This window comes from Erythrobacter sp. JB3-1 (assembly GCF_057364995.1).
Window position 1 is genome coordinate 2,078,261 of record NZ_CP200289.1, and the last position, 22,622, is coordinate 2,100,882.

Annotated in this window: 13 protein-coding genes; 6 read left to right on the top strand and 7 right to left on the bottom strand. The window is 56.8% G+C overall.

Annotated features, from left to right (window positions below; genetic code table 11):
- Positions 1–309 precede the first annotated feature (309 nt).
- From xylA to AC0V6M_RS09860, 5 genes are all read right to left on the bottom strand, one after another.
- Entirely contained in the window at positions 310–1,623 is a 1,314-nt protein-coding gene (gene xylA, locus AC0V6M_RS09840; protein WP_486138636.1) for a xylose isomerase, read from the bottom strand.
- Positions 1,623–3,080 carry a xylulokinase gene (gene xylB, locus AC0V6M_RS09845; protein WP_486138637.1) on the bottom strand — a complete coding sequence of 486 codons (1,458 nt, stop codon included), beginning with the start codon at positions 3,078–3,080 and terminating at the stop codon, positions 1,623–1,625. Before xylB ends, xylA begins: the two co-directional genes overlap by 1 nt.
- Positions 3,050–3,901: an aldose 1-epimerase gene (locus AC0V6M_RS09850; protein ID WP_486138638.1), complete on the bottom strand. Its 852-nt coding sequence runs from the start codon at positions 3,899–3,901 to the stop codon at positions 3,050–3,052. Before AC0V6M_RS09850 ends, xylB begins: the two co-directional genes overlap by 31 nt.
- A gap of 81 nt (positions 3,902–3,982) precedes the next feature.
- On the bottom strand, positions 3,983–5,389 hold the full coding sequence (locus AC0V6M_RS09855) for a sugar porter family MFS transporter (RefSeq protein ID WP_486139605.1): 1,407 nt from the start codon (positions 5,387–5,389) through the stop codon (positions 3,983–3,985).
- 66 nt (positions 5,390–5,455) lie between these two features.
- Complete coding sequence (locus AC0V6M_RS09860; protein ID WP_486138639.1) at positions 5,456–6,508, bottom strand: LacI family DNA-binding transcriptional regulator; 1,053 nt, start codon at positions 6,506–6,508, stop codon at positions 5,456–5,458.
- Positions 6,509–6,610: 102 nt separating this feature from the next.
- Between AC0V6M_RS09860 and AC0V6M_RS09865 the strand changes: the two genes are divergently transcribed.
- The 4 genes from AC0V6M_RS09865 to AC0V6M_RS09880 all read left to right on the top strand — a co-directional run bounded on the left by AC0V6M_RS09865 (position 6,611) and on the right by AC0V6M_RS09880 (position 15,973).
- A complete protein-coding gene (locus tag AC0V6M_RS09865) occupies positions 6,611–9,022 on the top strand; it encodes a glycoside hydrolase family 3 N-terminal domain-containing protein (protein WP_486138640.1) in 2,412 nt (803 codons plus the stop codon).
- Positions 9,023–9,288: 266 nt separating this feature from the next.
- The gene (locus AC0V6M_RS09870; RefSeq protein WP_486138641.1) at positions 9,289–10,902 is read left to right on the top strand and encodes a BCCT family transporter; all 1,614 of its coding nucleotides are present in this window, start codon (positions 9,289–9,291) and stop codon (positions 10,900–10,902) included.
- Positions 10,903–11,254: 352 nt separating this feature from the next.
- Complete coding sequence (locus AC0V6M_RS09875; RefSeq protein WP_486138642.1) at positions 11,255–13,900, top strand: TonB-dependent receptor; 2,646 nt, start codon at positions 11,255–11,257, stop codon at positions 13,898–13,900.
- Between the two features lie 111 nt (positions 13,901–14,011).
- The gene (locus tag AC0V6M_RS09880) at positions 14,012–15,973 is read left to right on the top strand and encodes a tetratricopeptide repeat-containing sulfotransferase family protein (RefSeq protein WP_486138643.1); all 1,962 of its coding nucleotides are present in this window, start codon (positions 14,012–14,014) and stop codon (positions 15,971–15,973) included.
- Between the two features lie 4 nt (positions 15,974–15,977).
- Here AC0V6M_RS09880 and AC0V6M_RS09885 read toward each other — a convergent pair whose 3' ends face one another.
- A complete protein-coding gene (locus AC0V6M_RS09885) occupies positions 15,978–18,329 on the bottom strand; it encodes an EAL domain-containing protein (RefSeq protein ID WP_486138644.1) in 2,352 nt (783 codons plus the stop codon).
- A 134-nt stretch (positions 18,330–18,463) separates the two neighbouring features.
- Entirely contained in the window at positions 18,464–20,362 is a 1,899-nt protein-coding gene (locus AC0V6M_RS09890; protein ID WP_486138645.1) for a FecR domain-containing protein, read from the bottom strand.
- A 164-nt stretch (positions 20,363–20,526) separates the two neighbouring features.
- Here AC0V6M_RS09890 and AC0V6M_RS09895 point away from each other — a divergent pair, with 164 nt between their 5' ends.
- Together AC0V6M_RS09895 and AC0V6M_RS09900 are read left to right on the top strand one after the other, a co-directional pair.
- Positions 20,527–22,140, top strand: coding sequence for a ShlB/FhaC/HecB family hemolysin secretion/activation protein (locus AC0V6M_RS09895; RefSeq protein ID WP_486138646.1), 1,614 nt, complete (start codon positions 20,527–20,529; stop codon positions 22,138–22,140).
- A 68-nt stretch (positions 22,141–22,208) separates the two neighbouring features.
- On the top strand, positions 22,209–22,559 hold the full coding sequence (locus AC0V6M_RS09900; protein WP_486138647.1) for a thiol-disulfide oxidoreductase DCC family protein: 351 nt from the start codon (positions 22,209–22,211) through the stop codon (positions 22,557–22,559).
- Positions 22,560–22,622: the final 63 nt, after the last annotated feature.

Consider the following 22,622-nt stretch of genomic DNA (forward strand, 5'->3'; position numbering starts at 1 on the left):
GGATCGATCAAAAGGCCTTGTCGGTCTTGTTAGACGAACGTGGCAGGCGAAAGTGAGCGTTGGTAGAAGCATAGCTTGGGTGGCAAATCGAGAGCCAAACCGCCCAGTCCACGCCAACGTTCACAACCATTTCAACGCCTACCGCCACCTCATCGACCGATAAATTTACAAGACCCGCCGCTCAGTCGCTTTGGCTGATTGGCAAAACCTCGCTGCCTGATCCATACCTAACCTTGCCAAAACTCCGCCAATCGGAGACTAGTTCGCGCTAGTGTGACAGTACCCTTTTGAGGGCACCACTTGCTTTCCTCAAACCGCTCGGTTGACTAGCGTTTCGAGATATTCCTGACGCCCGGAAATTGGGGTGGGACTGAGCTCAGCCTTAACTGCGTGATCTGCCACCTCGGCCAAGCTCATTTCGCCGCTCATGATCCGGCTGCCAATGCCAGTCTGCCAACCTGAATAGCGGTTTGCAACGAAGCTATCGAGCTCGCCATCTTCGATTATCTTTGCGGCTGCGAGCAGCGATTGAGCGAGCACATCGACTCCGCCAATATGCGCGTAGAACAGATCTACCGCATCGACCGACTGTCTCCTGACCTTAGCGTCAAAATTGAAACCGCCTGTTCTAAAGCCGCCGCCCTTTAGCAGGTGATACATCGCCAATGTCATCTCGGGCACATTGCACGGGAATTGGTCTGTGTCCCAGCCATTTTGCGGATCGCCGCGGTTGATATCGACTGACCCCATAATGCCGTAAGCGTTTGCGGTCGCAATCTCATGCTCAAAGGTATTGCCAGCGAGCGTGGCGTGATTGCCTTCGATATTGACCTTCACCTCGTCTTCCAGCCCGTAGTGTTTGAGGAAACCATAGACCGTTGCGGTGTCGCGGTCATATTGGTGCTTTGTTGGTTCGTGCGGCTTTGGTTCGATCAGGATCGTGCCTTTGAAACCGATCTTGTGTTTGTGCTCCACCACCATGTTCATGAAGCGGCCGAGCTGATCGAGTTCTTGCCCAATATTGGTGTTGAGGATCGTATCATAGCCCTCGCGCCCGCCCCACAGGACGTAGTTCGCGCCGCCTAGCCGGTTGGTGACCTCAAGCATCGAGCGGACTTGATGCGCGGCCCAGCCAAACACGTCTGGATCTGGATTGGTCGCACCGCCAGCGCTATAGCGCGGGTGGCTGAAGAGGTTCGCGGTTCCCCACAGAAGCTGCGTCCCGGTCTCGTCGATTTTACCCGACATTTTATCGGCAATGGAATCTAACTCGCGAGTGTAGCTGGCCAGGCTATCGTGATCCGCCATCGCATCGACATCGTGGAAACAATAGAAGGGCGCGCCTAATTTCGCGAACATGTCGAACGCGGCATCAAGTTTGATCTGGGCCAGTTCTGCGGTGACAGGCTCGCCCGGTTTCCAAGGCCGATCAAACGTTCCAGCACCAAAGATGTCATGTCCCGGCCATGCGAAGCTGTGCCAATAGCAGACCGCCCAGCGCAGATGCTCGCGCATGGACTTGCCCAGCACCAATGCGTCCGCATCGTAATAGCGATAGGCCAGCGGGTTGCTTGTGTTGGCCCCTTCAAAGGGCACGGTTGGAAGGTCGGTGAAATAGCCCATCAGATGTCTCCAAAACTGGATTTGAGAGTAGGGTAGAGCGAGCGAAATAGACGCTGCCTCTTTCCCGAATGAGGTTGCGGCGAATATTGCGCTTGCACCGGTGGCTGGGTGCAGACCTCAGCGACCGGTTCTTTGGTGATTGCGAGGCGAGCAAGGCGGGCTGCTCCGCTTGCGGGGCCAACACTCGAACCATCGCGGTAGGTGAGCGGAGTTTGCAAGATATCGGCCAAGAGCTGTGCCCAAAAGGATGACCGCGCGCCGCCGCCGATCACAGACATTTCCGCTGGGGGCGAGGGCATGGCTTTGAGCCCATCACTCAGGCCGAAAGCGACGCCTTCTAGCACTGATCTGATCAGCTCTGCCGGTCCAGTTTCGTGGGTGAGGTTGAAGAAGACGCCTTTGGCCGCAGGATCATTGTGTGGCGTTCGTTCTCCAGAAAGATAGGGGAGGAACAGGGGAAGTTGGTCTTGAGGGACCGTGCTTGCCTCTGCCGCTGTAAGCGCATTTTCAACATCGCGAAATTGGGTGAGCCGCGCCGCCCAATCGAGACATGCCGCGGCCGATAACATCACAGTCATCGTGTGCCAGCGGCCCGGCAGCGCATGGCATAAAGCGTGAAGGCCGCTCGCCGGATTGGGTTCAAAGTTCGCGCTGGCGGCGAAAATTACTCCCGATGTGCCGAGGCTAAGGAAAGCATCGCCCGGTTCGGTTACGCCAGCTCCAACAGCGCCTGCTGCTTGGTCGCCGCCGCCGCCAGCCACTGGCACGCAGGGTAGGCCGAGTTCGTCGGCGATTTTTGGGTGCAGCATACCTGAAATTGTATCGCCCTCGATAAGGACTGGCATGTGGCTCTCGCTAAGGCCGGTTGCTTTAAGCATGGTGGGCGACCAGCGGCGTTTCGCGACATCCAGCCACAAAGTGCCTGATGCATCAGACATTTCGGTGACCTTCTCGCCAGTCAGCAAGAGGCGAAGGTAGTCCTTTGGTAATAGGACTGTCTCGGTTTGTTCAAAGATCGCTGGCTCGTTCGCGCGCAGCCATGCGAGCTTAGGGGCGGTAAAACCAGGCATGGCGAGGTTGCCCGTGTTTAGCTGTGCAAGAGCATCAAGATCGCCGCATTCAGCCGCGCTGCGTCCGTCATTCCACAAAATGGCTGGGCGCAGCACCTTGTCAGATTTGCTGAGCAGAACTGCGCCGTGCATTTGTCCAGACAGGCCAATTCCGCGAACTTGGCTGCGTAAAGCGCCAGGCAGGCCGCCAATTGCGGTCTTTGCCGCTTCCCACCAATCATCAGGGTTTTGTTCGGACCACAGAGCTTGCGGGCGCTGGACCGTTAGAGGCACGGTATTTTGCGCCAAAACTGCGGCGCTATCATCAACGATCACGGTCTTCACGCCCGAGGTGCCCAAATCAATGCCGAGCCACATCAGATTGTCTCCTCTAAGAAAAAGTGGCACTCAATTTCCATGCGTTCGCCAGGTTGAAGCATCTTAAGGCCTGTCTCATCATGGCTGAGGCTGCTGTTTACCGCATCGGGAATGTGGCTGACGGGTTCGACGCAAAAGAAGTCTTTCCCGTCCGGGCAATAGACATGGGTGAAGGGCAAATTTGCTGACGGGCGCATTGTCAGCCTGTGGGTAGGCCAAGAGATCTCAATCGGCGCACTCCGTCCAGTGTAGCAATTGTCCACTGGTGGGCCTGTGAACCACTTGGGCTGGCGCGAGAATGCGCGGTGCGACGTGGGCAACCGGTCCGGCCCATTCTCCCATACGCCATCAACATTTGCATTGAGCCGAGCGCCTTCTCTCGGGAAGTATGGGTGCAGGCCAAGTCCAGCGGGCATTGGTGTTTCGGCCAAGTTGGTGAGGGCCATTTTGTGAGAGTAACCATCGGGTTGAGCCGTGATTTCTTGCCGTGCCTCAAAGCTCCATGGCCAAACTGCGCCGTCATGGTGCAGCGTCAATATCGCGCTGCTAGAGGAGCTTTGCGTGACCGCCCAAGGGCTGACCCAGCCAAGACCGTGGAGGGCATGGACCGGTTCGGCGCTTTTGTGCAGTAGCGGGATTGAACTGGTTCCCGAGCCAATCGGGATTTGGCCGTGCGCGATCCTGTTGCAGAAGGGGATCAATGGAAAGCTTGCGAGCGCGAGCGGATCGGTGCCGCCGGTATGAGGCCTGAAGACATCATGCCCCTGCCAAGTGAACGCGGCAATCCCTCCGCCGAGCCAAGGCGAAAGGCTGAGCTGGGTCGCTCCGCAAGTCAGCTCTAACAATTGCATGGCGACCTGCCTTTTGACCGTGTCGTTTCCCTCCTAGCAAGGTTGCCGATGTCGGCAGGAAGGACCAATGCCCTTGCCATTTTAGCCCTGCATTGCCTCAAGCTCTTTGCCGGCTGTCTCGGCGACCATCTTTGCAACAAAGATCACGGAAACAAGCGCTGCAAGCGCATAGAATCCGTAGGTGATTGGAAGCCCAACATTGCTAAGAAGCCATGGGAAGCTCATGATTATCAGGAAGTTTGCGATCCATTGAGCAAAGCCGGAAACCGCCAGGCCAGAGCCGCGGATCTGGTTGGGGAACATCTCTCCCAGCATTACCCACATCACCGGCCCCCAGTCGAAGTTGAACGCGACGACATAGGCGTTGGCGGCAATTAGAGCGGCAAGGCCTGCTCCATCGGACAGGACCAACTCTCCATTGACCAAGGAGCCAGATGCGAAGGCCAGCGCCATGACAGTGAGGCCAATCGCCATTCCGACCGACCCAATGAGCAGCAATGGCTTGCGACCAATCTTGTCGATCAATGCGATCGCCAGGAACACCGCACCAATCGATAGCGCGCCTGACAACACATTGATTTTGAGCGCATCATTCTCCGTAAAACCGACCGCCTGCCAGAGGACCGCACCGTAGTAGAATACAATGTTGATGCCCACGAGCTGTTGGAATGTTGCAAGCCCAACCCCAACCCAAACGATTGTTCTGATTTTGCCGGTTTGGCTGGAGACAAGGTCAGACAATCTCGGTTGGTGGTCTCCAGCCAGGCTGTCTCGAATTTCCTTCATTTTAGCCGGGACATCGACGCCCCCAAGCAACAAGCGGAGGATCGACTGAGCCTCTTCTTCGCGTCCCTTTGCGACCAGAAACCGCGGGCTTTCAGGAATGAAAAACAGCAGCACCAGAAACAGAGTGGCGGGTAGCAATTCCGCCCAAAACATCCAACGCCATGCCTCAAATCCGCCCCAAACCTGCTCTTGGCTGCCGCCTGCAAACTCAGCCAGGAAGTAATTTGAGAGAAATGCGGCGGTCAGGCCAATAATGATCATCACTTGCTGGATGGAGGACAGCCTGCCGCGCTTTTCGGCTGGGGCGACCTCGGAGATATAAGCTGGTGCAATCACGCTGGCTGCTCCAACGGCTAGACCGCCAATAACTCGCGCGATGACGAAGATGGTGGCATCGCCTGCGATGCCGGAGCCCCATGCGGATACAATGAAGAAGACTGCCGCGATCAAGAGGACAGCGCGCCGGCCAATTTTGTCAGACAGCCGTCCAGCGACGAACGCGCCGACAGCGCAGCCCAGCAGCATAGAGGCGACATTAAAGCCGGTGCCGACGCTGGTCGAATTGAAAGCCGTTTGCAGGCCGTCGACCGTGCCGTTGATCACGCCGCTATCGAACCCGAACAAAAACCCACCGAGCGTCGCTACTGATACGATCAGAAAGATGAAGCGTGCGTTATCCGTTGTTGCCTCATTAGTCACCAGAACCCTCTCCCAAAGACATTCTTGAGATTTATGTTAGCGGTAACTTAAAGAATGTCCAATCCAAACTTATGGATTGGCAGGCGCGGATGATCCGCGCTCAATCAGGCGGCATTCGTGCGACTGCTCAAATGCATATTCTTCGTCGGCTTGCTCGCCCAGGCCAACCTTACTCAACACCAAGTTAAAGGCGGACTTTGCCATCGCACTGACGGGTTGATCGATAGTGGTCAGTTCTGGCCAGACGGAAATCGCAGATGCGCTGTTATCAAAGCCAACAACGGTCAATTCGTCAGGAACTGACAGGCCATGTCGATGTGCGACGCCAATTGTCGCTGCAGCCATGTCGTCATTGCTTGCGAAAATGGCGCTGGGACGGGGCGTGGAGGCTAGCAGAAGCTCGGCTGCAGTCACTCCGGAGCGGTAAGTGTACTGTCCTTCTACCACCCAATTTGGAGCAATCTCGATTTGGGCCTCAGCCATAGCCTTGCGATATCCTCGCTCGCGCATAGTGCTAGACATTTGGTCAGGCGGCCCTTTGATAAATCCGATTCTTCGGTGACCCAAATCGATCAGATATTGCGTCATCGCGATGGACGCTGCTTCATCCTTAATATTGATATCATTAGAGCTTTTGTCTGCGGTGCCATTGGCGACAGTCGCGACTGGTATTCCTAACTCTTCAAAAAGGGACAGGATCTCCGGCGCTGAAGACGTAGGTGGCGGTAGTATCACGCCGGCAATACCGGCCTTTGCCAGGCGCATGGCTGATGCCACATGGGCGGCTGGCGTGTTCTCATCGCAGATGTCGACGATCAAGTGATTGTCGCTCGCTTGCGCCGCTTCCAACGCGCCCCTTAGGAACCGCCCAAGATAGCTGTCTGACGGGTTCGCATAGATCAGACCAATGTGAACATCGGCGCCCTTGGCCAAGCGCCGGGCCGAGCGATTGGGCTGATAATTGAGCGCGTTTACGGCCTTAAGGACGGTCTGTCTGGTCGCGTCACGCACGCCGCTTTCCGCGTTCATTACCCGCGAAACTGTCATTGCCGACACGCCTGCTTGGCGCGCGACATCATCGATTGTTACTGTCTGCCGATTACGCCGCCGTGTTCGTGCCATAGTGTCCCTCGCTCATAGTGACTAGCGGTCAGTGAGTGGCATTGCAATGCTGTGCTCATAGCGTATGATAGCGCTATCATTTGAGAAGGTGAGGATGATAATATGCGCAAATTTGTAGGGGGAGTTGCGGGCTGCGCGGCGGTTGTCGGATTGTTTGGGGGCATTGCTGCCTATCCAACCGTCGCTGTGAGCCAACAAAGCGCGAGTGTTGAGTTGGCAACTTACAAGAACGCGGGCGCGCCAATCGAAGGCCGCATTGAAGATCTGCTGGCGCGGATGACGCTGGAGGAGAAGGTCGCGCAAATGCTCACGATCTGGGAGCAAAAAGAGAAAGTGCAGACCGCCGAAGGCGATTTCGATTCTGCAAAGGCCCACGCGAGTTTTCCCAATGGCATTGGCATGATTGCCCGCCCATCGGATTTTCGCGGCGTTGACCAATCGAATTCCGGCGATGCGGGGGCTTCGGCTGAAGGGCGCAATCGCACTGCGCGGGAAACCGTCGACTATGTGAACGCGGCGCAGCGCTGGGCCGTCGAGGAAACACGTCTCGGCATTCCAATCTTGATGCATGAGGAGGGGCTGCACGGTTACGTCGCGCGTGGCGCCACCAGCTTCCCGCAAGCGATCGGTTTGGCCAGCACTTGGGATCCGCAGCCGGTTGAGCAAGTCTACAGCGTAGCGTCACGTGAAATGCGCTCGCGCGGGGCGCAGCTGGCGCTTTCCCCTGTGGTCGACATAGCACGCGATGCGCGCTGGGGCCGGATCGAGGAAACCTACGGTGAAGATCCATACCTCGTCTCGGAAATTGGATTGGCGGCAATCCGCGGATTTCAGGGCAGGGAATTGCCACTTGCCGATGATAAAGTGCTTGTGACGCTAAAGCATATGACGGGCCACGGTCAGCCGGAAAGCGGCACCAATGTCGCGCCCGCTGAACTGAGCGAACACACTTTGCGAACCTATTTCTTTCCCCCGTTTGAGCGGGCGGTAAAGGAGGCCAACGTGTTGTCGGTGATGCCGTCATATAATGAGATTGGTGCCCTGCCGAGCCATGCCAATGGCTGGCTGCTCAACTCAGTCCTCAAAGAAGAATGGGGTTTCAAAGGGGCCGTGGTGAGCGACTATTTCGCGATTAGAGAAATGGTCACCCGTCATCAAATGCTCGAAGACGCAGAGCAGGCTGCAGAACGCGCGATTAGCGCAGGCGTAGACAATGAAATGGCCGATGCGGATACATTCCTCACCCTCCCGGACCTTGTGGAGCAGGGGCGCGTGGATATTGCTCTGATCGACGAAGCAGTCCGCCGTATCCTGCGGCTGAAATTTACCGCTGGCATGTTCGAAAACCCATATGCGGATGCGGATTATGCAGAGCGGATTGAAGCCAATGACGAGGCCATTGCGCTCGCTCGCGAATCTGCGCGCAAGTCGATGGTCTTGCTCAAAAACGACGGCCTCTTGCCATTGAGTGCGGAGGCAATCGACAAGTTACTCGTCGTCGGGACAAATGCTAAAGACACGCCTTTGGGCGGCTACAGCGATATCCCTCGCAAAGTTGTGAGCGTGCTCAAGGGGCTAGAAAACGCTGCCGACGGAGAGTTCAAGGTTGAATACTCCGAAGGCGTTCGCATTACGGAAAGCCGGGTCTGGGCGGCTGATCCCGTCGATCTTGTTCCCGAAGAGGAGAACCGCCGTTTGATCGCAGAGGCTGTCACAGTAGCTGAAGATGCTGACGTGATCGTCATGGTCATCGGTGGCAATGAGCAGACCAGCAGGGAAGCGTGGGCGACGACGCACCTCGGAGACCGGACCGATATCACATTGGTCGGTCAGCAAATGGATCTTGCCCGCGCGATGCTGGCCACGGGCAAGCCGGTGGTGACCGTGCTGCTCAATGGCCGGCCGCTATCGATTGTCGAGCTAAACCAAACGGCCCCTGCGATCATTGAGGGCTGGTACCTAGGTCAAGAAACCGGGAATGCGGTCGCCGACGTCCTCTTTGGCAAGTCCAATCCTGGCGGCAAGATGCCTGTCACAGTCGCTCAAAATGTTGGGCAACTCCCAGTATTTTACAATCACAAACCTCAGGCTCGGCGCGGCTATTTGTTTGATAGTAAGGAGCCTTTGTACCCCTTTGGCTTTGGTCTAAGCTATACGAACTTCGAAATTTCGGCCCCGCGAGTGATCGGCGAGGCGCATTCAACTTCGGATACAGTCGGGGTCGAGGTCTCGGTGAGGAATACGGGGCAGTTTGCAGGCGACGAAGTCGTGCAATTGTATTTGCGCGACGTCCATGCCTCGGTCACCACTCCGGTGAAGCAGTTGGTTAGATTTGAGCGTGTCACTCTGCAACCCGGCGAGGAACGCGCCCTTCGCTTCGATCTCAAGCCGGCCGATTTCAGCCTTTGGAATGACAGGATGGAGCGTGTGGTTGAGCCGGGCAAATTTATCCTGATGGCGGGCGGCAACAGCCGCGATGTGAAGCAAGCAGAGCTGACTTTGACGGCAGATTGAGGTTATGAACCAGCCCACCAGTCTAGGTCGATTTCGCGCGGCTGAGCGCGATGGGTTTGCAATGCGCGGTGTCTAACCTATGATTGGATCACGCGCAGGGGTCCATTTTTTTCCAGTTTAGTCGGGCCCGCGCTGGGGAGACAATTATCCATAACGACACCGTCAGCGGCACCAGCGCGCCAGCTAGCGCGCCGATTGCGCCACCACTTGTTGATCTGCCAATTAAGACACACGATCGCGGTTTTTACGATGGCTTCAGCCGGGCGGTGACGATCCCGTCTAAGGTTATCGTCTCCTTGATCATTATGTGGGCAATCTTTTTTCCTGCAAAGGCACTGGCGACCTTAGGGGCGGCCAACACCTCGATCATTGCGCTGTTTGGCGGCTGGTACATCTATCTGGTCGCTACCTTGGTGGTGGTGTGCACGGTTTTGGCGCTGATCCCGCAATCCGGCAGTCTGCGACTGGGAGCGCCAGATGAGAAACCGGAATTCTCGCGATTCTCCTGGTTCGCCATGCTGTTTGGGGCTGGCATTGGTATTGGGATGCTGACCTTCTCTACTGGGGAGCCGCTGGCACACTTTGCCAACAACCCAGACATCATACGCGGTGGGATTGAGCCGCTGTCAGCCGAAGCGGTGCGACCGGCCTATCTCTACACTTTTCTCCATTGGGGCTTTGGCGCGTGGTGCACCTACGCTTTGGTCGGGTTGGGCATAGCTTATGTCGCGCACCGGCGTGACCTGCCGCTGACCATTCGCTCCAGCCTTGCTCCTTTGTTTGGCAAGGTCATGTCAGGCCCGGCGGGGCATATTGTCGATGTCGTCGCGGTGGTCGCGACGATCCTTGGGGTGGCCTACACACTTGGCTTCGGTGTCGAACAATTTGTCGCTGGCCTCTACCGAATTGGCTTGGGTGACTGGCTGATGACGACAGGAGATGATGGTGTTCTCGGCGCCTCCAATGCCGGGATCATAACCGCGCTGTTGGTACTGGTCGGTGCTTCGACGGTCAGCGCATTGTCCGGCGTAGGGCGCGGGATCAAATGGCTTTCCAACCTCAACATGGGGCTGTCTTTCGCGCTCTTGGCGCTTTTCGCAACCGTTGGCTCGGGGCTTTATGGATTGAAACTGCTGGGCGTTGCCACCTGGGATTATGTAATCACTTTGCCGCAGCAATCGCTCGCGCGTTTCATTTCCGACGGCACCGAAGTGGGCGACGCTTTGGTCTCTTGGCAGCTCGGTTGGTCCGTTTCCTATTGGGCGTGGTGGATCGCCTTTGCCCCGTTTGTAGGTATGTTTATCGCCCGCATTTCGCGCGGACGCACTGTTCGGGAATATGTGTTCGGCGTGGCGATGGTGCCTTCGCTCATGTGCTTTGTGTGGATGGCGCTAGTGGGCGGCACAGCGATCGATCTGGAGCTTAGCGGCGCTGCGGATGGAGCCATTCTTGCGGCCCCGATGGCGGATCAACTCTACGCGACTTTGGCTGCGATGCTGGGTGATGGAACCGCGCTGATCGTGTCAGGCTTGGTCGTGGTGTTGCTGATGACGTATCTCATCACATCGGCTGACAGTGCGATCCTGATCGTCAATACGATCAATGGTGCGGGCGAAGATGAGGGCTCGCGTCGTTACCACATCTTCTTCTGGGGCATTGCGCTGGCGTTTGTCGTTGGATCTATGCTGATCCTCGGCGGGATCGAGGCGATCCGCATCACCATGATCATCGGCGCCTTACCGTTCTCATTTGTGGTTCTGCTGATGATGATCTCGATCGTGAAAGCGATCGTTTTTGACGTTGTGCGCAAACATCACGGCGTGCCCACTACTGCAGAAGCGTGCGAGGAATGGAATGAGAAAGTAATGGCAAAAGAATAACGTGCCTTATAGATCGATCGACGCCAAGAGTAAATCGATCGATATTTGCCATAACTTGAAAAAATCGAGTATAGAAATGCAGTATAGATCTTAGAAATTGAGAATAAAAAACTTATAACTATAAGTATGTATTTCTTATTTCAGAAAATTCATTCTATATTTGCCCATGTTGTTATTTTGCAACATGGTGTTTCTAAGTCCTGAAAATTTAACCGATAGCTGTGGCCGGGCCTTAGATCGCTTGTTACCAGCCCCTGCAAGAGCGCGAAGTCTTTCTGACTGCGCTATTTTACTGACTCAGCGGCCCATCCGGGCATCGCGGGTCACCTGATGTCTATAGGGGACAAGCATAATGGTTAAGTTCGCAAGGCGCGCCTCAGTGAGCGCGCTGGCAATTGCTGTCGCATCACCGGCGGTCGCACAAGATGCGCCGGCAGGCGAAGCGGAAGAAGCGCGCGGCGGGGTTCCAACGATTGTTGTGACCGCGCAAAAGCGCAGTGAAGATCTGCAGGATGTGCCGGTATCGGTCTCCGCCATCGGTGAAGAGCAGCTCGATGAGCTGAACATCGATACGTTTGAAGACTATCTCGATCAGCTGCCGACGGTCACCGCCGGTGGCAGTGGCCCAGGCCAAAGCACGATCTACATTCGCGGTCTTGCATCAACCACGCCGAACCTCTCGGTCGCTGGTGTCGCAGGCCTCGCGCCAAACGTGGCGCTCTATCTCGACGAGCAGCCGCTTGCACAGCCTGGCCGCAACCTCGACGTTTACGCCGCTGACCTTGAGCGCATCGAAGTGCTCTCCGGCCCGCAGGGCACTCTGTTCGGTGCGAGCTCACAGGCTGGCGTTGTCCGTTTGATCACCAACAAGCCTGACCTCAGCGGCTTTGACGCAGGGTTCTCTGGCGGCGTGTCTTTCACCAAAGGCGGTGAAGCGAGCTACAAGGCCGAAGCAATGGTCAACGTGCCAGTGACCGACACCTTTGCTCTGCGAGGCGTGGTCTTCCTTGATGATCAAGGCGGCTATATCGACAACGTCGCGGGCACTCGCAATGTCAGCGAAAGCGCGCGTTTTCGTCCATCGGGAACAGTCCGCTCAAACGGTGTTCCGGTGAACGCGAACCGCGGTGGCTTCCAAGCAGGTGCTGATCTGTCGGCTGTCACCTTCATTGATGCTGACAATGCTGGTCTGGTCGAAGACAATTTCAACGATACGCAGTATTCTGGCTTCCGCGCGAGCGCATTGTGGGAAGTGACGCCTGACTGGAAAGTCACATTGTCGCACACCCGCCAGAGCGTCGAATCCGATGGTGTGTTCTTTGCTGACCCAGAACTGGGTCTCGACAATCTCGAAATTCAGCGTTTCGAAGATGATCGCCTAGAAGACAATTTCTCGAACACCAGCTGGACGGTCGAAGGCCGCTTGGCGATGCTCGATATCGTTTACACTGGTGCTTACACTGATCGTGAGACGGAACAGCGGGTCGATTATTCCGACTATTTGTTCGTTGGTCAGTACCTGCCGTATTACATCTGTGATGGTTCGGTCAGCTACCCTGGTGCAGCCGCACCAAGCGGAACGTGCCAAGCGCCAAACCTGTTTGTCACCTCAGACAGTAACACCACCGTGTTCACTCAAGAACTGCGCTTTAGCACTCCAGCGGAAAACCGCTGGCGTGTGACGGCGGGTGGGTTCTACTCCGATCTTGAACTGCAAGAGCGCAACGACTTTGCCTATCCGGGCAATGTTCTGGCTCAGCCATTTGGTCCGTTTGCACCGAACTTCCCGCAAGCCGGCTTTATCTCTGAAGAAGGTCCGTTCCCAGCGAGCACGATCTTCCGCAACGATATTCGTCGGACCGACGAGCAGTTTGGTATCTTTGGGGAGGCCAGCTTTGATCTCGTCCCAGACCTGCTGACCGCAACATTCGGCGCGCGTTATTATGACGTCGAAGTTGATTTCGAAGGCAGCGCCAACGGCTCGTTCTGTAACTCAGGCGCAGCCGAAGACGCGAACGCATTCGGCACCAATATCAACGATCTGTATGACGGCGACGGACAATTCACCTTCATCGGTTCTTGCGACGCGGCACTGCGTCAAACCTTCACCTTGGGCGATAGCATTGCCGACATCGAAGCCGCAGGCCTTAGCACCGCGCAAGCAACGCAAGTGTTCAACGCGCTTCAAGCGCCAGACGTCGCCAAGACCAGCGGTACCATCTTCAAAGGCACACTAACCGTGACGCCGAACGAAGACATGCTGTTCTATGCGACATATTCAGAGGGCTTCCGCCCTGGCTTGCTCAACCGTCCAGGCGGTGCGCAAGGCGCCAACGGATTTACGGTCCCGTTCGAGCTCGAAACCGATGAAGTTAAGAACTACGAACTGGGTTGGAAGCTCGACCTGATCGACGGCCAACTGCGCTTCAACGGTAGTGCATTCTATGTCGATATCAGCAATCTGCAGACGACGATCTTTGATCCGAGCATCACCAATCTGTTCTTCTCGGACAATGCCGCCAATGCAGAGATCTATGGCTTGGAGGCGGACTTCACAATCGCTCCATACGCAACGCCCGGTCTGACAATTGCTGGTGCTTTCTCGGTGCTCGACACTGAAATCACCGAGGTTCTCACACCTACCAATGACGTGCTTGCCGGGACGAACTTGGCGTTCGCACCATCATTCCAAGGCAATCTGCGGGTCCGCTACGAATGGGATCTCAGCGACACTTTGGGCGCTTACATTCAGCCTCAAGTGAGCCATTCGGCATCCAAGCTGACCGACATTATCGAGATCAACAAGCTTGAGCTCGACAGCTACACCTTGGTCGATCTGGCGGCGGGCGTGACTTCCGACAATTGGAAATTCGAGATATATGGTGAGAACCTGTTTGATGAGCGCGCCGAGATTTCGGGCAACTTCATCAATGACCGGGCTCGCATCACCACCAATCGTCCACTGACGGTCGGAATGCGGATTTCCTACGACTATTGATCTGACATAATCAGCAAGACAGTGCGGCGGGAATGGATCTGAGGGGATTCATTTCCGCCGCTTTGCTTTTGGGCTCTGGGCTTATGCGAACAGGATTTGTAAGGCGGTGAAATGGCGACACGCGAAGAGCTGCTGAAAACCGCGCAAGAGGCGCTGCAGCAGGGCCGATTTGAAGAGGGGTTCGCGCACGCAAACTCCGTGCTGGCTGAAAAGCACGATGATGGCGACGCGCTGTACCTGGCCGCGGTTGCATGCCGATATCTTGGGCGCTGGGATGAGGCCGCAGCCCATTTAAGACAGCTACATGCCGCCATGCCAGAATATGGCCGGGCCTGGCAGGAAGAGGGGCATCTGGCGCTAGCTAAGGGGCAGAATGATAATGCGCTTGCTGCCTTTGCCCGCGCCACCCGGTTTAACCCGGCGCTGGAGGCAAGTTGGCGCGAACAAGCGCGCATCGCCAACGGGTCAGGGCGCGCCGCCGAAGCTGCCGCTGCGAGCGCTCAGCAACAACGGCTCGCCGCTCTGCCGCGGGAGCTGATTGCGGTTACCAATCATTTGGCTGAAGGACGCGTGCTGCGCGCAGAAGAGATCTGCCGATATTTCCTGCGTTCCAATCCGCGCAATGTTGAGGGGATGCGCCTGCTTGCCAAGATCGGGCTGGAACTTGGCATTCTGGATGATGCGGAGTTCTTGCTCGAAAGCGCGGTGAATTTTGAGCCGGACAATATCCAGCTCCGGCTCGACTATGTTGACGTGCTGCGCCGCCGGCAAAAGTTTGAGCGGGCGCGTGAAGAAGCAGAAGCGCTCCACGCCAACGACTCCAACAATCCGCTGTTCCAATCGCGGCTTGCCATTGAGAGCATGCAGACAGGCGATTTTGATCGCGCCTTTGAGCTGTTCGAAGCGGTGCTTGCAAAGCTGCCGCAAGACCCGGCTACGTTGACCAGCATGGGCCATGCGCTCAAGACGAAAGGGCGCAGTGAAGACGCGATTTCAAGATACCGCGCAGCTATTGCCGCGAAGGGTGACCATGGCGATGCCTATTACGCGCTCGCCAACCTGAAGACTTACCGTTTCAGCGATGAAGAGCTCAACGCGATGAGCGATCAGGTCGCGCGCCCGGATCTCGCTTTTATGGACCGGGTGCATTTGTCGTTTGCTCTGGGCAAAGCGCATGAGGATCGCGGTGAATACCAAGAGAGCTTTGCCGCTTATGCGCAGGGCAATGACCTGAAACGCGCGCAAACCCGCTACAGCGCCGATGCGATGACCGCCGAGCTGGCAAAGCAGCGCGAGCTGTGCACGGTAGAGCTGTTCGAGAAACATGAGAGCGCCGGTCACGATGCGCCGGACCCGATTTTTATCCTCGGTCTGCCGCGCGCCGGATCAACTCTACTCGAGCAAATTTTGGCTAGCCACAGCCAGGTTGATGGGACGCTGGAGCTGCCGGATATCCTCGCGCTCGCGCACCGGCTGCGCGGACGCAAGGCTGGGCAGTCGCTCTATCCGGCTGTGCTGCATGATTTGAGCGGCGACCAATTGGCGAAGTTTGGCGAGGAATTTATCACTAACACCCGCGTTCACCGCCAAGGCGCGCCGTTTTTCATCGACAAGATGCCCAATAATTTCCGGCATATTGGCCTGATCCATCTGATCCTTCCGAATGCCAAGATCATCGATGCGCGGCGCGATCCGATGGATTGTTGTTTCTCCGGCTTTAAACAGCCGTTCGCTGAAGGTCAGGAGTTCACCTATGGTCTGACCGAGGTTGGGCGCTACTATTCCGACTACGTCGAGCTGATGGACCATTGGGACACGGTGCTGCCTGACAGGGTTCTGCGCGTGCAGCATGAGGATGTTCTCGATGATCTCGAAGGGCAAACGCGGCGGATGCTCGAATATCTGGGGCTGCCGTTTGAGGATGCCTGCCTAGACTTTCACAAGACAGATCGCGCCGTGCGCACTGCCAGCAGTGAGCAGGTACGCCAGCCAATCAATCGCAAGGGGCAGGGCGCCTGGAAGCCGTTTGAGCCTTACCTTGACGATCTAAAGAGCGCCCTAGGAAAGGCGTAGATGTTTAAGCCGCTGCGGGTTTGGCAGCTCGCGCTTGAGTCGCTTCGTCAGATTTCAGAAACTCAACAAAGTCGGCCCAATCCATCGGCTTGCCGATTTCCCAGCCCTGCACATAGTCACATCCGAACTCTGCGAGCGCCTCGATCGTTGCCGCGTCTTCAACGCCTTCTGCAACAATGTCGAACGAGAGCGCATGCGCAAGATCAATCGTGGATTGCACCATGATCCTGTCTGCGCGGTTGGCAACGAGATCGCGCACAAAGCTCTGGTCAAGTTTGATCTCTTGCGCGGGGAAGCCCTGCAGGTAGTTGAGCGTTGCCTGACCCGTTCCGTAATCATCAATGGAGATGCGTGCGCCGGCATCGGTAAGACGCCTGAGCGTCGTTTTGGCGAGCTCTGGATCAGCCAGCGGCGCGCTCTCTGTCACTTCTAATGTGATACCAGACGCGCCTTTGCTATGCGCCTCTTCCATCATCGCGATTGCGCTGTTGACGAAGGCTGGATCGGACAGCAATTGCGCCGAAATGTTGACCGCCAATTGCACCGGTTGCCCCGCTTCATTGGCTTCGCGGCTGCGCTCCAGCGCTTTCGCAAGGACAAACTTGGTCAACTCGCTGACCTGGCCCTTGGTCTCCAAGATTGGAATGAAGTCAGCCGGTGAGATTCGCCCCAGAGTTGGGCTGTCCCAGCGAACAAGGCATTCAGCGCCGTAGATTGCTCTATCGGAAAGTCGCATTTTCGGTTGGAAGACAACATGGATTGCATCGGTCTGCATCGCGTCGTCGAGTTCGCCCAGAATTCGCTGCTGGAATTGCGCTTCATCTTGAAGGCCGAGCGCGTTGGTGGACCAGTCAATGCCGCGCCGGCGAGCGTATTCTGCGGCAGTCACCGCATCGGCTATCGAACCTTGCGAACTGCCATAAAAGGCTTTGATCTTGAGCCGTTTCTCATCAAGATCGAAAGGTGCCGCGAAGGAGGACTGAACCGAGGCAAAGTGTTCTTCGAGAGCGTCGCTATGGCTTTGCGGAACGAACCAAGCGAACATCGCACGATCAATTCGATAAACCTGCTCTGATCCTGCAAGCGCGACCAGACGCTTCGCAATCTTGCGCTCAAGACGTGGAAGATCAGAGCCCGAGACAATTGCTTCAATCTGCTCAAAATCATCGATCCTGGCGACCGCAATTGCTCGGTCTGCTTGGTCCGCAAGCTCAATTTCCAGCGCGCGCCGGTTGGGAAGACCGGATGCTGCATCGGTGCGCCTCGCATGGCGCAGGCTGAGTGCAGATGTGATCAATCGGTGCAATCCAATGAAGCTGCCAAGCAGAATCATAATTGGGATCAGTTGGATGTAGGGCAGCGCGAACTGATCAAAGGCGAGCGCGATGCCAGCGGCCACAGTCCCGATAAACACGGCACCAAAGGCCACGCGGGAACGGCCCCTTGAAAGTGAGCGCAGCATCACTGCCAGAACCATGGCTGCAATGGTCAGTGGCAACCATGGGCCGCTGTCGCTGCGCATGCGATTTTGCAGCAGTGTTTCGGCTGCTTGCGCTTGGATGACGACACCCGGACGAACCCCGAACAGAGCGGTTGGATAGCGGTCGCCGAGCTCAATTGCTGTCGCGCCTACCATGATGCGTTTGCCAAAGACCTGTTCGCGTGCGACTTTTCCCTCGAGCAAGTCGACAAAGGAAATGCGCGCTATGGTGTCGGGATCAATCGCTTGGTCGACGCGGAAATACTGATCGATCCGGCCATGTTCCTCTGCGACCATACTTGCGATGGACGGGCGTGGCACGTCATTCGTGGAAACGCCGTATGGGTAGAACTCAATCCGTCCGTCGGCATTTGGAAGCACGTTTACGGCCGAGAGGAATGCATGCTCGCGAAATTCGGGCAGGGGCAAAGCCTCGGTGATGTTCTTACCATCTTCGCTTTGCTTGGCCCGGTTTTCTTGACGGAAGGTTGGCAGGACCACGGACCCGCCCAATTGTTTAAGGGCGCTTGCAAAACGGGCGTCTTGCTCCGGTGCTGAGCGTGATGAGAAATCGACATCAAAGGCGATTTGTTCTGCGCCCAAGCGGTCCAGCTCTAAAATGGCATCGGCGTAGAACCCGCGCGGCCAAGGCCATTGCTCAAGCGCCTGGATTGAGCGTCCATCGATTTCGAGGACAGTGATCTCACCGGATGCTTCGCTGATACGCAATCGGTCGCGATTGTCGCGCAGGGTTTCCTCGGCATTGCCCGACAGCCCGCTCAGCGTTGCAATTGCAGCGATAAGCAGCGCCATAATAAAGGCAACTGCGCGCGCGACATTGCCCTGCATTGTGACCGAGGCGTTGGCTAGCCGCACGCAAATACTCCCGATAGACGGCGGAATGCCGCTTCGAAGGGAACGCGTATAGTCGGAAAGGGTTTAAGCGAGGTTTCTTTCGCGTTTACCCAGAAAATCAGAGCTTTGGAGAGGCGAAACTCAGTGCTTCGAGCTTAGTTATTATTGCCCCGGCCTCGGCCTCGACCGCGCTCTCCGCCTTCACCGCCTTCGCCGCCTTCGCCGTTCTCTCCGGCATCATCATCATCGTCGTCGTCATTGCCCAGCCCCAGGCCCAAACCGAGATCAGCACCTAGGTCGATATCCACGCCATCATCTCCGCCGAGGTCTGCTCCAAAGTCTATGCCAACACCGCCCTCGGAGCCATCTTCATCATCAGAGTTGGGGCCGCCATTGCCGTTCCCGTTACCGTTGTTTCCGTTGCTATTTCCGCCGCCATTGCCATTTCCGATGCCGTTGGCATTGCCGTTGTTACCGCCCGAGTTGCCGTTTCCATTTCCGGTGGTGTCTTCGTCGCTGCCGTCATTGCCTGAGCCGAGGCCCAGATCCGCGCCCACGTCGACTTCTTCGCTATCGGAATCATCGGCTGGGCCAACGATGCCGGCATCGAGGCCGATGTCTTCATCATCGGAACTGGGGCCGCCATTGCCGTTGCCGTTCCCGTTGTTTCCGTTGCCGTTTCCGCCACCATTGCCATTCTCGAGGCCGTTGGCATTGCCGTTGTTACCACCCGAATTGCCGTTTCTATTTCCGGCGTTGTCTTCGTCGCTGCCGTCACTGCCTGAGCCGAGGCCTAGATCCGCGCCGACATCGACTTCTTCACTATCGGAGCCATCAAGCGGGCCACCAATGCCAGCATCGAGGCCGATGTCTTCATCGGAGGCATCATCATCAAGGTCAGCGCCGCCATTGTTTGGATTTTCGCCGCCCGAGCAATTCGCGACATCAGCGCAAGAACCATTGGTCTGATCCTCCGCATAGACGAGACCCGTGTCATTCGCGGGTGCAACATTTTCGTCAGTAGCGCCGACATCGACCGTGCCAATTGCAATGCTGCTGTCGGTCTCTTCTGCGACAGGAACAGAGGTGTTGCCTTCGTTCTCGGTGATGACTTCAATCGGGCCGCTTTCACCATCTCCTGGTTCTGAGATGACGAAATCTTGGGCCGCGCTGCTTTCTTCTTCGCCACCGCTATTCGTTATGACGTCGTTGACGTCGTCATAAGAGGCGCCCTCTCCGCCAGATGCGGCGCCGATCTCGACCTGCAATCCTGGGGCAGTACCGTTCGCACGGCCAGCGTCAGCTTGGGTAGTGGGCCCGGCTGTAACAGGTCGAGCAAACGGTTGTTCGCGGCTGGCGCTGCTAGCGCCAGCTGCGCCGCCAGAATTTGCCGCTGCGTTAGCGATGCGTGTAACCGGCTCTGCTGCTGGCTGGCTGAGAGCGGGCACAAAGCTAGGTGTGCCGCGTACGGTTGCTTCTTCCGCACCAGGGCCATCGGGATCGTTCGAAATGACGATCAAATCGCCGATTGCGTCCGCCTCGACTAGCCCGACGAGGCCTGGGGTCAGCAAGGCTGCTTCGAGATCATCGCCCGTGGTGACTTCGACCGCACCTTCCGTAACCTGAACGCTGGTGCCATCATCGCCAACCGACACGTTGAACGTCGTCCCCTTGACCACAGCGGCCATGTACGGAGTCTCTACGCCAAAATGAGGGGTGCTCTTCTTTTCGATCTTAAACAGCACATTGCCGAGATATTGAAAGATCTGCGTAACCGGACCGGCCTTTTCAGGCTCGGCAATCCGGATATGCGCTTTTGGTGAGACAACGAGATATTCTTTGCCGCGGACCAAAACAGCGCGGGCCCCTGTGCCGGTGCGGATCACATCACCTTCGTTAAGGCGGCTGTTTTTGCGAGCCTGAATGACCTTCTCACCGCGTGTGATCGTAACCGATCCGCTCGCCTCAGAAACGCTCCAGCCACTGCTGGCAATGGCGCTGGTGCTGGCCATCAAGGCGGCAACCACAAGGGATTTCTTGGCAAGGCGGATCATTGGTTAGTCTCAAATAAGAATACAGTTCAGTGCTAGTATGCCTTTGAACCGCCGCCTCTAAAGGAGTGCTGAAGCTGGGTAGCTAACATTTCCCTAATTCGCTCGCGGGTAAGAGTTTATTAGCGGGCCGCGGCTAGGCGCACGCCTCCATTCAGGAGGTTTCAATGCGTTTAACCAAGGCAGTTTCGTTGGGTGCATGTCTATGCATCGCAGCGCCTGCGTTGAACGCGCAGGAGACCGCCAATCCGCCGCGGATCGCTATGCTGTCGGTCATGCAGAGCGGCGACGAAGTGCTATATGAGCAGGGCGAGCAGCCCGCCGAAGAGCAACAGGCCGATCAGATTGGTGCGATTGTCATTCTCGGCAATGAAGCGATCGACGATGCTCGTTACCAGGCGGTCGTCGAGGGTTTCTTTGGAGAAGAGCGCAGCGAAGAGGTGCTGGCTCAGCCGACCAAGCAGATCGCCGATCTCGCGAAAGAAGAAGGCTATGCCTACGTTAAAGCGGACGTGCTTGAGAACGAGAATGGTTTTGGCGTTGTCCAGATCGCGGTCGATGAGGGCCGCGTCGATGCAATCGAAATCAATGGCTATGACAATGCTCAAGCTCGCCGAATTCTGAACCGCCTGCAGGGCCGACCGGTGAAGCAAAGCGATTTGGAAGCGGCACTGCTGCTCGTAACTGACATCCCTTCAGTGCGATTGAAGGATGCTAAGATTTCACGCCGTGATGGCCGCGCCATTCTGGTCGTCAACCTTGATCAGCAAAAGGACCGCTATCAAATCCAGGCGGACAATTACGGCACGCGTTCGTTCGGCCCGTACCGCGCGGTGGCCTCCACTCGGCAAACTGATGTGCTCAGCTCTTCGGATCAGCTTTACGTTGCCCTACGGATCAATCCGGTCGATCCAGAAGAGTTGCTCTTTGTTTCCGGTTCCTACCGGACGCAGGTCAACAGCTCTGGCCTTACTGCAGGGATCAATGGCTCGATTGGCTCGACTTCGCCAGAGGGGCCTTTTGGCGACAGCGATGTAAACGGAGATTCGTTGCGAGCAGGGATATCGCTCGATCAGCCGATCATCAGGTCGAAGGACAAGAGCTTGTGGGTCAATGGCAATGTCTCTTACATCGCGATCGAGCAAGACGACCTGGGGCAGATGCTGCGCGATGACACCATCGTAACTGCTTCGATTGGCATTACGACGCAATGGGCGGTTGCTGGCGGACGCGTCCGCGCCGGGGCAAGCCACGTTCGCGGGCTGGGTATCCTGGGTGCAAGCCGGCGCGGCGATCCATTGATCTCGCGCAGAGATGGCGACGGCGTATTCTCCAAGGTTTTGTTCTGGGGCGATGCGCGTTTGCCGGTCGCTGGCCGTTTTGATGTCTATTTCGCTGCCGGGGGGCAGATTGCAGATCGTCCGCTGCTGGCTCCACAAGAGATGGCGCTGGGCGGGCCGTTCCGCACGCGCGGATATGATTTCAGCGAAGTGCTGGGCGACGAAGGTGTTTATGGCCTGGCTGAGCTGAGATATCGCTTTGCACCCGACAAATTGCCGTTCGATTTTCTCCAATTCTACGCCTTTGTCGATGGCGGCTATGTCACCGATATCGGAGCGGGCGTAGGTGAGGGATCGCTCTTTTCTGCTGGACCAGGCGTGCGCGGTCGCATCGGACCGTTTGGTTTCGAGATCGAAGGCGGGTTTCCTTTGGGAGGCAGCGCAGAGCGCAGTGATGACAATTCGCCGGAATTGAACGTGCGCGCCGGGATCAATTTCTGAGCGCCCCGACGCAGGCTTTCTCGAGCTGGTTGGTTGATAATTAGCCGCTGCGTTCGCATCTGTAACACATGGCTAAAGTCATAGTATGGTTTGACGGGGCATGTCCGCTGTGCACCCGAGAGATCGCATTGATGCGGCGCATGGACACGGCCAAGTCGGTGAAGTTCATCGATGTTTCCGGGGAAGCGGGCGAGGCTGTGTGCCCAATCGACCAGGCGCAATTGCTGGCGAGGTTTCATGCAAGCGAAGACGGCCGGCTGCTGAGCGGCGCGGCTGCATTCGCCGCTATGTGGCGTGCGATCCCGCTTTTCCGCCCACTAGGCCTGCTGGCTCGCAACCGGATTGTGCTCAGCATTCTTGAGCGGTTCTATATCCAGTTCTTGAAGGTACGCCCGGCCTTGCAGCGCTTTTTCAACTAGAGCCGATCAAGCAAAAACCATTTGCTTCAAGCTCCTCTTCACCCCAAGCTCACAATCTAAATA

Bases quoted from the DNA above. Each gene is read 5' to 3' on its own strand.
- xylA (WP_486138636.1), bottom strand. From the start codon at position 1,623: ATGGGCTATTTCACCGACCTTCCAACCGTGCCCTTTGAAGGGGCCAAC.
- AC0V6M_RS09850 (WP_486138638.1), bottom strand. From the start codon at position 3,901: ATGCAATTGTTAGAGCTGACTTGCGGAGCGACCCAGCTCAGCCTTTCG.
- AC0V6M_RS09860 (WP_486138639.1), bottom strand. From the start codon at position 6,508: ATGGCACGAACACGGCGGCGTAATCGGCAGACAGTAACAATCGATGAT.
- AC0V6M_RS09865 (WP_486138640.1), top strand. From the start codon at position 6,611: ATGCGCAAATTTGTAGGGGGAGTTGCGGGCTGCGCGGCGGTTGTCGGA.
- AC0V6M_RS09875 (WP_486138642.1), top strand. From the start codon at position 11,255: ATGGTTAAGTTCGCAAGGCGCGCCTCAGTGAGCGCGCTGGCAATTGCT.
- AC0V6M_RS09880 (WP_486138643.1), top strand. From the start codon at position 14,012: ATGGCGACACGCGAAGAGCTGCTGAAAACCGCGCAAGAGGCGCTGCAG.
- AC0V6M_RS09890 (WP_486138645.1), bottom strand. From the start codon at position 20,362: ATGATCCGCCTTGCCAAGAAATCCCTTGTGGTTGCCGCCTTGATGGCC.
- AC0V6M_RS09895 (WP_486138646.1), top strand. From the start codon at position 20,527: ATGCGTTTAACCAAGGCAGTTTCGTTGGGTGCATGTCTATGCATCGCA.
- AC0V6M_RS09900 (WP_486138647.1), top strand. From the start codon at position 22,209: ATGGCTAAAGTCATAGTATGGTTTGACGGGGCATGTCCGCTGTGCACC.